7 protein-coding genes are annotated in these 7,758 nt (G+C 49.1%); all 7 read right to left on the bottom strand.

Going from position 1 to position 7,758, the window contains the following annotated elements; translation table 11 throughout:
- Positions 1-561: 561 nt before the first annotated feature.
- Positions 562-2,175 carry a M20/M25/M40 family metallo-hydrolase gene (locus J7I83_RS10030; RefSeq protein WP_215100563.1) on the bottom strand — a complete coding sequence of 538 codons (1,614 nt, stop codon included), beginning with the start codon at positions 2,173-2,175 and terminating at the stop codon, positions 562-564.
- Positions 2,176-2,320: 145 nt separating this feature from the next.
- Entirely contained in the window at positions 2,321-3,235 is a 915-nt protein-coding gene (locus tag J7I83_RS10025) for a DMT family transporter (RefSeq protein ID WP_215100562.1), read from the bottom strand.
- An 80-nt stretch (positions 3,236-3,315) separates the two neighbouring features.
- On the bottom strand, positions 3,316-4,776 hold the full coding sequence (gene panF, locus J7I83_RS10020) for a sodium/pantothenate symporter (RefSeq protein WP_215100561.1): 1,461 nt from the start codon (positions 4,774-4,776) through the stop codon (positions 3,316-3,318).
- Positions 4,773-5,042 (bottom strand): YhdT family protein, encoded by a 270-nt coding sequence (locus tag J7I83_RS10015; RefSeq protein WP_215100560.1) that lies wholly within the window; start codon positions 5,040-5,042, stop codon positions 4,773-4,775. The genes panF and J7I83_RS10015 overlap by 4 nt, the downstream gene beginning before the upstream one ends.
- A 185-nt stretch (positions 5,043-5,227) precedes the next feature.
- Positions 5,228-6,526, bottom strand: a complete 1,299-nt coding sequence (locus J7I83_RS10010) for an HlyD family secretion protein (RefSeq protein WP_215100559.1) — start codon at positions 6,524-6,526, stop codon at positions 5,228-5,230.
- Positions 6,519-7,211, bottom strand: a complete 693-nt coding sequence (locus J7I83_RS10005) for a hypothetical protein (RefSeq protein ID WP_251047574.1) — start codon at positions 7,209-7,211, stop codon at positions 6,519-6,521. The genes J7I83_RS10010 and J7I83_RS10005 overlap by 8 nt, the downstream gene beginning before the upstream one ends.
- Before the next feature lie 253 nt (positions 7,212-7,464).
- Positions 7,465-7,758 (bottom strand): hypothetical protein (locus J7I83_RS10000; RefSeq protein WP_215100558.1); only part of this gene is annotated, 294 nt, incomplete at its 5' end.

Here is a 7,758-nt window from a genome sequence, read left to right as displayed (position 1 = left end):
TCGCTTCTATACATCATATTTCTGTCCTCTTAGATGAACACTTTCCTGTTCAACAGGAACTGCCCCTTTCTACCTTATGCTTTATCGTTTCTACATGAACCTTTTATCCCTATACATCAACCCTTCTCAGCTATACATCAACATTCGCGACTTCTACACAAATCATCCTAATTCCCAAAAATCTTTCCACCAAAACACTCAGATGCCCAGCCCCCAAACACGCTTTTCGCGGGCGAAAAGCCACAAAACCGATCTTGAACTGAAACAACTACAGCATCCTGCTCGCTAGCTTCTACTTTCTCGCCCTTATGTGAAACATTCGCTTCTATACATCATATTTTTGTCCTCTTAGGTGAATACTTTCCAGTTCAACAGGAATTTCCCACCTCTACCTTATGCTTTATCGTTTCTACATGAACCTTTTATCGTTCTACATTAATTTTCCATACTTCCACATGAAAATTCTACATTTCTACACGAATCTTCACTATGCTCAGTCTAAGATGCCCAACCCCCAGACGCTTTTCGCAAGCGAAAAGCCACAAACCAAAAAAAGCCACCTTAATGGCGGCTTTTCACGGGAATCGATAAGATCATTTCTTCCAAAAGGACGGGCATTTCTTCGAATGTGTTTTTGATGTGCAGGCGCTCGGTTCGCTTGTGGGCATCTTTGCCGTAAGGGCCAACGTTCAAGACGGGAGCGGTCAATTGTTTCATTGCCTGGAACGGGATGCTGTAGGGATCGCCGTAGACGGGCGTGTTGTTTTCATAAGTGATCCAGCCGCCGTTTTGATCGGTATAGTTGACGTAGCTCAGGTCAGAGATGCCATTGAAATAATGAACTTGTTCGATGTCCAGACTGAACTTTTCTTTGGCGTTGGCTGTGACTTGATCGACGCAGCGTTTGATCAGCTCGTTTTCCGATGAGTTGACGGGCGGATAATAAGGCGGCGCGTACATCAGCACTATGGCAGGTGTCAGCTCCTGGCAGTTGATGAGCAGGATGTCTGTGACGTGCATGGATTTTTCGCGGACGTCCCATTCGGGGTGCATCAGCGTGTCGCGCAGCAAATCAACGATGTATTCATTGCCGAATTTATTAAGTGCATATTCCATCAGCTTTTCGTAGCGCATAACGTTGATGCTGCCGACCGGCTGGATGTTTTCGCGTTCACACATAGCATGGTAATCCCGTTCGCAATGGGCAGCTGCCTCTTTTGCGACGTTTTCAAAAATCTGGAAGACTTCCTCCGCGTTGCGTTCCATCATGAAGACATTGTACATGGCGGAAGTGCGGTACGGCGTCTGCGCCGAATAGGCCAGTTTCATGTCACGTTGCGTCAGGGTTACCGGCAGCGGTGTCGTTTCACCATAGACAACTTCCTTGAAGCTCGGATTCCATTCCATACGATGTGTCAGATAAGTCGAGATATAGCTTGATGTGATGCCTGACAACGGTTCGCCGACATGAGTCTCTTTGCCGTAGAATAACGCCGATGGCATAATTTTGCCAATTGAACCTGTATACAGATAATGTGCCGTGTCGCCGGGCTTCATTGCAAAAACGGGTTCGCCGTTCAGGAACAGAATATATTCCAGCCCGTGTTCGCGCTCAAGGTCGAGCAGTTTGGATACGCCGTAGCGCATGCCTGCCGAGTTGACTTCTTCATCCGGCACCGTCATCAGCAGCAGGTTGATCGGCCATTCTTCAATCGAGGCTTTTTCAATCAACGCCATATGCAGCGCGAGCCCTGCTTTCATGTCCATGGTTCCGCGCCCGAAGAGGTATTCACCCGAATCGAGATCACTCAAGGTATCCGCATCAAGTTCACCGCGGATCAGTTTAAAAGCTTCCGCCAGCTTATAGGGACTGCATGCCAAAGGCTCCAGATCGCCATATTCTCCTGTGTGCACCGTATCGAAATGGCTGAGCAGCACGATGGTGTCGACCGCTTCCGGGTGTTTGTAGAGAGCCGTTACGTTTTGGCGCTCCCAATTCACTTCGCCCAATCCGATATATTCCGGATGTTCCTGGAAATACGGAAGCTCCATCAGTTTGTCATTCAACTTATAGGCAAACTCCACTTCTCCATCGGTCAAAACCAAGCTTTTCCAGCTGACCAATTCACACAATAAATCTTGTAATTTCTCTGGCGTTCCCCATAATGTGGCCACGGCTAATCACTCCTCTAGTTGTTCTAAGCTGTCTAACTTTCTTCTATTATAATGAACTTCCTGTTAAATAAAAAGAGGCAGCCCTTAAAATCGCCGGCGTGCTGCAAGCGGCACCTGGACAGATCCAGGCCATAAGAAAAACAGCTCAATGTGAGAGCCGTTTTCTGCGTTTCTTCAAGAGATCTTCTGCGGCCCCGGAGCCGAACAGCACGCCGATGACAATCAGCACCAATCCATAAATATGGCCGGGAGTGATCTTTTCATTCAAAATCACGCTGGCACCCACTAAAGAAAATAAGGTGTTCAAGTTCATGAAGATGGCGGCTTTGGTCGGCCCTGCCTGTCCGATCGAATAATTATAGAGCATATGGCCGACTGCCGTTCCAAGCATGGCGGAAAACCCGAAAGCGATCCAAAATGATGTCGGCACAGTGGCGAATGCCTGAATCTCTCCCGGTTCCTGGATAAGCGAAATGATAAACAGGACAAACGCGCCCACCACAAACATATAGCCTGTCAGCAAACGCGGATCCAAAGAACGCGCTGCGTTGGCGATGACGATATAGCTCAGCACCTGTGCCAGAATCGAAAGGAACACGAAGACGTCGCCGATGTTCAAGCCTGTTGCCGCACCATTGCCGACCAGCACTGTAGCGGCCACTCCCGCAAATCCGACCACTACGCCGAGCCATTGCAGCTTCGACGGGAAGTTGCGCATGATCAGCGACACCAGAACCGCTGTCAGCATCGGCCCTGTACCTAGGATCAGCCCAGCATTCGAGCCGGTGGTCATGGACAGGCCGTTCGACAGGAAATAATGGTGCGCAACAACATTGAGCAGCGAACCGAGGAAGATGAACTTCCAGTCGCTTTTGGCCGGCCACCGCAACATTCGGAAGCTTGCCAGAATTCCCATGACCGACAAGCCGGCCAATAAAATGCGAAATGCTGTCAGTGTGACAGGATCCACAAATTCCACCATGTATTTAACAGAGGCCAAGTTAAAGCCCCAGACAATCATCACTGCCGTCAGGATGCCGTAAATTTTCCACTGAGTCAATTGCGAAGACCTTCTTTCGACTATCCGAATATAAGAATTTATTTTACGCCTGTTTTCAGTTTATGTAAATGTCCGATAATTTACTTATGGGTTACGATGTTGTACTGATAAGCCTTCCTGCCGATCAACAAGCTAAAAGCGATAAAAGCGACGAGCGACAAGAGCACCGGCAACGTCACGGTATGGACGCCGAACAGGTTGCCGTTTTCCAGGTTGTAGAAATGCAGCCCGATATAGCTGACAATCCCCGTCGCCATTGATGCAATCGCCCCGTATTTATTGCCCCATTTCCAATACAGCCCGAGGACGATCGGCCAAATAAAGGCGGCCTCCAAGCCCCCGAATGCAAAGAGATTCAGGAAAATCAGCAGCTCTGGCGGATTTAATGCCAGCAAAAAGACGATGATGCCGAGGGTACCGGTGACGCCGAAAGAAATGCGTTTGATGGTTTTGATGGCGGCATCCGGTTTCACGTAATTCAAATAAACATCTTTGACAATCGATGAGCTGACCAGCAGCAATAAGGAATCGACGGTCGACATGATGGCGGCCATCGGAGCGGCGAGAACGATGCCAGCAACCCATGGCGGTAAAGTTTCCAGCGCGATGAGTGGAATGACTTTGTCGCCGATTTCGATTCCTGGAAGTACAGGACGTGCAAAAACGCCGATCAAATGCATATTGAGCATAATAAATCCGGTGACGATCGTACCGATGATCAAGGCTCGGTGCATCGAACGTGAATTTTTGTAGGACATGGCACGAACGGCAATCTGCGGCAAGCCGACTACGCCGACACCGACCAGAATCCAGAACGACGACACGTAGGCGGCCGTCAAATCACCGTTTGCCCCGTAAGGCGTGACCAGGTTCGGGTTTTCAGCGAGCAGATCATTGACGATGTTGGGAATGCCGCCGCCTGCGATAATGACTGCAATCAGCAGGACCAGCGTTCCGACCAGCATGACGGCTCCTTGCACTGCATCGGTCAAAGCAACCGCGCGGAATCCACCGATGGTGACATAGACGAGCACACTGACGGCAAATAAAAATAAGGCCGAATTATACGATAAGCCCGTCAGTGATTCCACCAGGCGTGCGCCGCCGATCCATTGCGCCGCCATGGCGGAGAACAGAAAGACGATGATGCTGAAAGCTGACAGCAGCACGACGGCTGTACTGTCGTAACGTGATTTCAGGAAATCGATCATGGTGACCGCCTTGTAGCGGCGCGCCATGATGGCGTATTTCTTACCGAGAATCATCAGCACGAAATAACCGGTAACGACTTGCGCCATCGCCAGCAGCACCCATCCGAATCCCATCGTGTAAGCCGTTCCCGGTCCCCCGAGAAAACTGGAGGCACTGCCGTAGGTGGCCACCATCGTCATGGCCAGCACGAAGCCGCCCAGCTCACGGCCTCCCAGGAAATAATCGCTGATAAAATTGGAGGACGCCGACAGCTTGCGGCTCGCCCAATAGCCGATAAAGAAAATCACCAGTAAAAAGGCAATCATCGGCACCAATACTGCATAATTCATGGCGAATCCTCCTCTTCCTCAAACGGCACTTCGGTAAAGAAAAAGTGCACGATGACGATCACCAGTACCGCCATCACCAAAAAGCCGAGGACACAGCTGTAGAAAAACCAATCCGGCAAGCCGAAGATATAGCTGTATTCCTCTACCGGCCGCGAACCCATGCCGTAAGCAAATCCAAACCACCAAACAAAATTGAACAGCGCCAATCCGACGCCGATCTTCGCTTCCCGGTGGGCTATTTTAAACCGCCAATCCGTTTCTTCCATTCTACACACCCCGTTCAATCACAATTTCTTTCCCTATATGCGTCCACCAGAGCACATATTGAAGAAAAACCCACTTTATCTGAATCTATCGTACACTATTGCCCGGCGAAGATTAACCCCACTCACTGTCTTTTTAAACAATCAAAAACCCGAAAGCCCTTGCTTCCGGGTTGGTCTGATGGAATTTAGCGTGCCAGCAAGTATTCGACATAGGCGCGCCAATAGGTATTCTTGGCATATTCGAAATCAGGCTGGCGTATTGGGAATGGCATGAACACTTTTGGAGGCGCTACAAAATTCTCCAACTTGTCTTCATTGATGACCACCGCTCCAGCTTCTGGGCCTGCGGACAACACGGTTTTCGTACCCTCTTCAAAATCAGCAGCTATTGCCAACGCTTTTGGACGGCCATTGATGTTCAAGGTATGGGTCTTTCCATCAACTCCGTCGTAATCAAAGAGCCAGTCAGTCGGAAGTGCCACGGCATCTTCGGCTGTTTCCAATGTGATAGACGTGTTGACATTGCTGCCGTACGGCATGGCGACGTCAATCGGTGTATCCGCAACTATGCGCACTTCGTAAAAAGCGAGTGGGTTGTTCTGCTCTGTCGGATCCAATTGGTGATAGGCTGCCAGCCATTTGGACTCTTCAGCCGGCATCTCGGAAACGCTTTGGACCGTTCCAGTGGCAATGCCCTCGATGCCCTCGCCTTCAATTTTGACCAAATCCGCCACTTCCACAAGCGGCCATTCGTCTTCCAGCACATAGCTGAGAAATACTTTTTCATTCGAATAAATTTCAATGCTCAACGGTTCTGTATCGCGATTGATTTGGGATACGGTTCCATCCACCGGGCTGATGACTGCCGGATTCGACAGATTTTGTGATAGCTGCGCATCGAGTACCGCCAATTGCGATTCGATGGAAGCCAATTGCTGCTCTGCCTGAGCGATGCCGGCGGCGTAAGAGCCGTCCTGCGGAACCGCTACACCGACAGAAACATTAACATCAAACTGGATGGTCTCATCGTCTTCATTGGTGATTTCGGAATTATCGGCTGCGTCCTGGGACACTGGTCCACCTTGGGCTGCTCGGGCCTGCTGAAGAGTGGCAAGTGAACTGCTCACTTCGGTACGCTGCGCTTCCAAAGCGGTTTTCTGTGTTTCCCAAACTGAGCGCTGTTCTTCTGTTTCCGCTTCATTCAAGGTTGCAAGTTCAGATCCTGCGGTGACATTGTCGCCTTCTTTGACCATCCATTGCTGAAGCGCTTCATGGTCCTGCACATAAATCTCCACAGTTCCCTGCGGCGCCGTCAAGGCTTCCTTGAACAAGTTGGTTTCGTATGTTTGCGTATAGGCCTCTTGGTAGTCGCTGACATAGACGCTTTTGGACAAGATGCTTTTATCACCGAACATCAAAAGGGAGTTGGCCGTCAAAAAGGCAATAACCGCAACGGATAGGCCTATAAAAAAGAATCTATTCAAACGGATTCCCTCCTTCCATAAAGCCGCTCAGCATGTCATTTACCGGAATCAGGCTGAATGAGGCAACAATTAAAGCTGCAAAAATATGAAGCATGATCAAGCCGAATAAAATCAGTTTCGGGTTGATTTTGGTAAAGCTGCGGATAAAACGGTACTGCACCGCAATAATGAGGGAAGTGAATAACGTCAATTGGTTAAAGAAATAAATCAGGAAGTTATTGTCAAGGAATGTGGATGCAATCGGCCCGAACGAGAAAATCGAAACGGACATCGTAAAGCCGGTCAAAGCAAACAACAGGAAAATCAAGCCTTTTTCAATGACCAGCAAAGCAGTGACGTAGGTCTGCATGATGATCGCTGCCCGCCAAGGCATCCTCAGAATTTTGCTGAATAAAAAAGCGGCTCCATAAAGATGGAAAGCCAAATAAAAGCCTGCCCATAAGAGTGTTCCTGCAAGCGAGGTCCAGCGCGCCAATGTGTAGGCATCCCACATGCCTGCTGCCAAAAGCGGCGTCAGCGAATCGGTGTTCATGCCCCAAATTTCACTGAGGGCAAAGACCAATAGGCCAATAGCAATGATGAAGGCGATACGCTTATTGACGTTGCGCATTTCGGTATGTTGTATATTATGTATGAGTTGTCCTTGTCTTGGGAAAAAGTGCCAGAATCTAAAATCTGATATCATGCGTATAGTTCCTTTCAAGGCAATTGACGTTCTGCTTCACTATACTTTACCAAAAAAGCGTTGTCTTTGGAACGTATTAGCTGGTACATTTTCCAATATTTGAAACGTTTGAGCCAAAAGGCATAGAAGTGTGGTTATTTTTTTGCGGGTTGGAATCTTCGATCAGGGGAAAGAAATTGTCCCTTACGAATGGAATCATCGGGGGAAAGGATTCGCTCTAGGCGGATGCTTTCCGCTCTTTCTTTAGGTTTCTTCATTTAATAAGTGGTATATGGAAAGACTCGTCCATAAAAGAAAGTACAAAATGCGAGTGGGCAGAGAAATCGCTCCAGGTGGACGCTTTCCGGGGGGGCTTGCGCCGAACTAACTCGGGCTTAGCCGCCCGAGTGGATTTCGCCACTTCGCTGTTCCCCCAGGAGTCGCCACCTTCCGCTCTTTCTTTAGGTTTCTTCAGATAGTAGGTGGTGAGTGTGAAAGCTTCGCTGTCGTGTCCATAAAAGAAAGTACAAAATGCGAGCGGGTAGACAAATCGCTCCAGGTGGACGCT

Origin of the sequence: Planococcus sp. ISL-110 (assembly GCF_018613575.1) — a bacterium.
In the GTDB taxonomy this organism is placed as follows: Bacteria; Bacillota; Bacilli; order Bacillales_A; family Planococcaceae; genus Planococcus.
The sequence above is the reverse complement of the archived record's forward strand: the minus strand, read 5'-3'. Positions and strand labels throughout refer to the sequence as shown.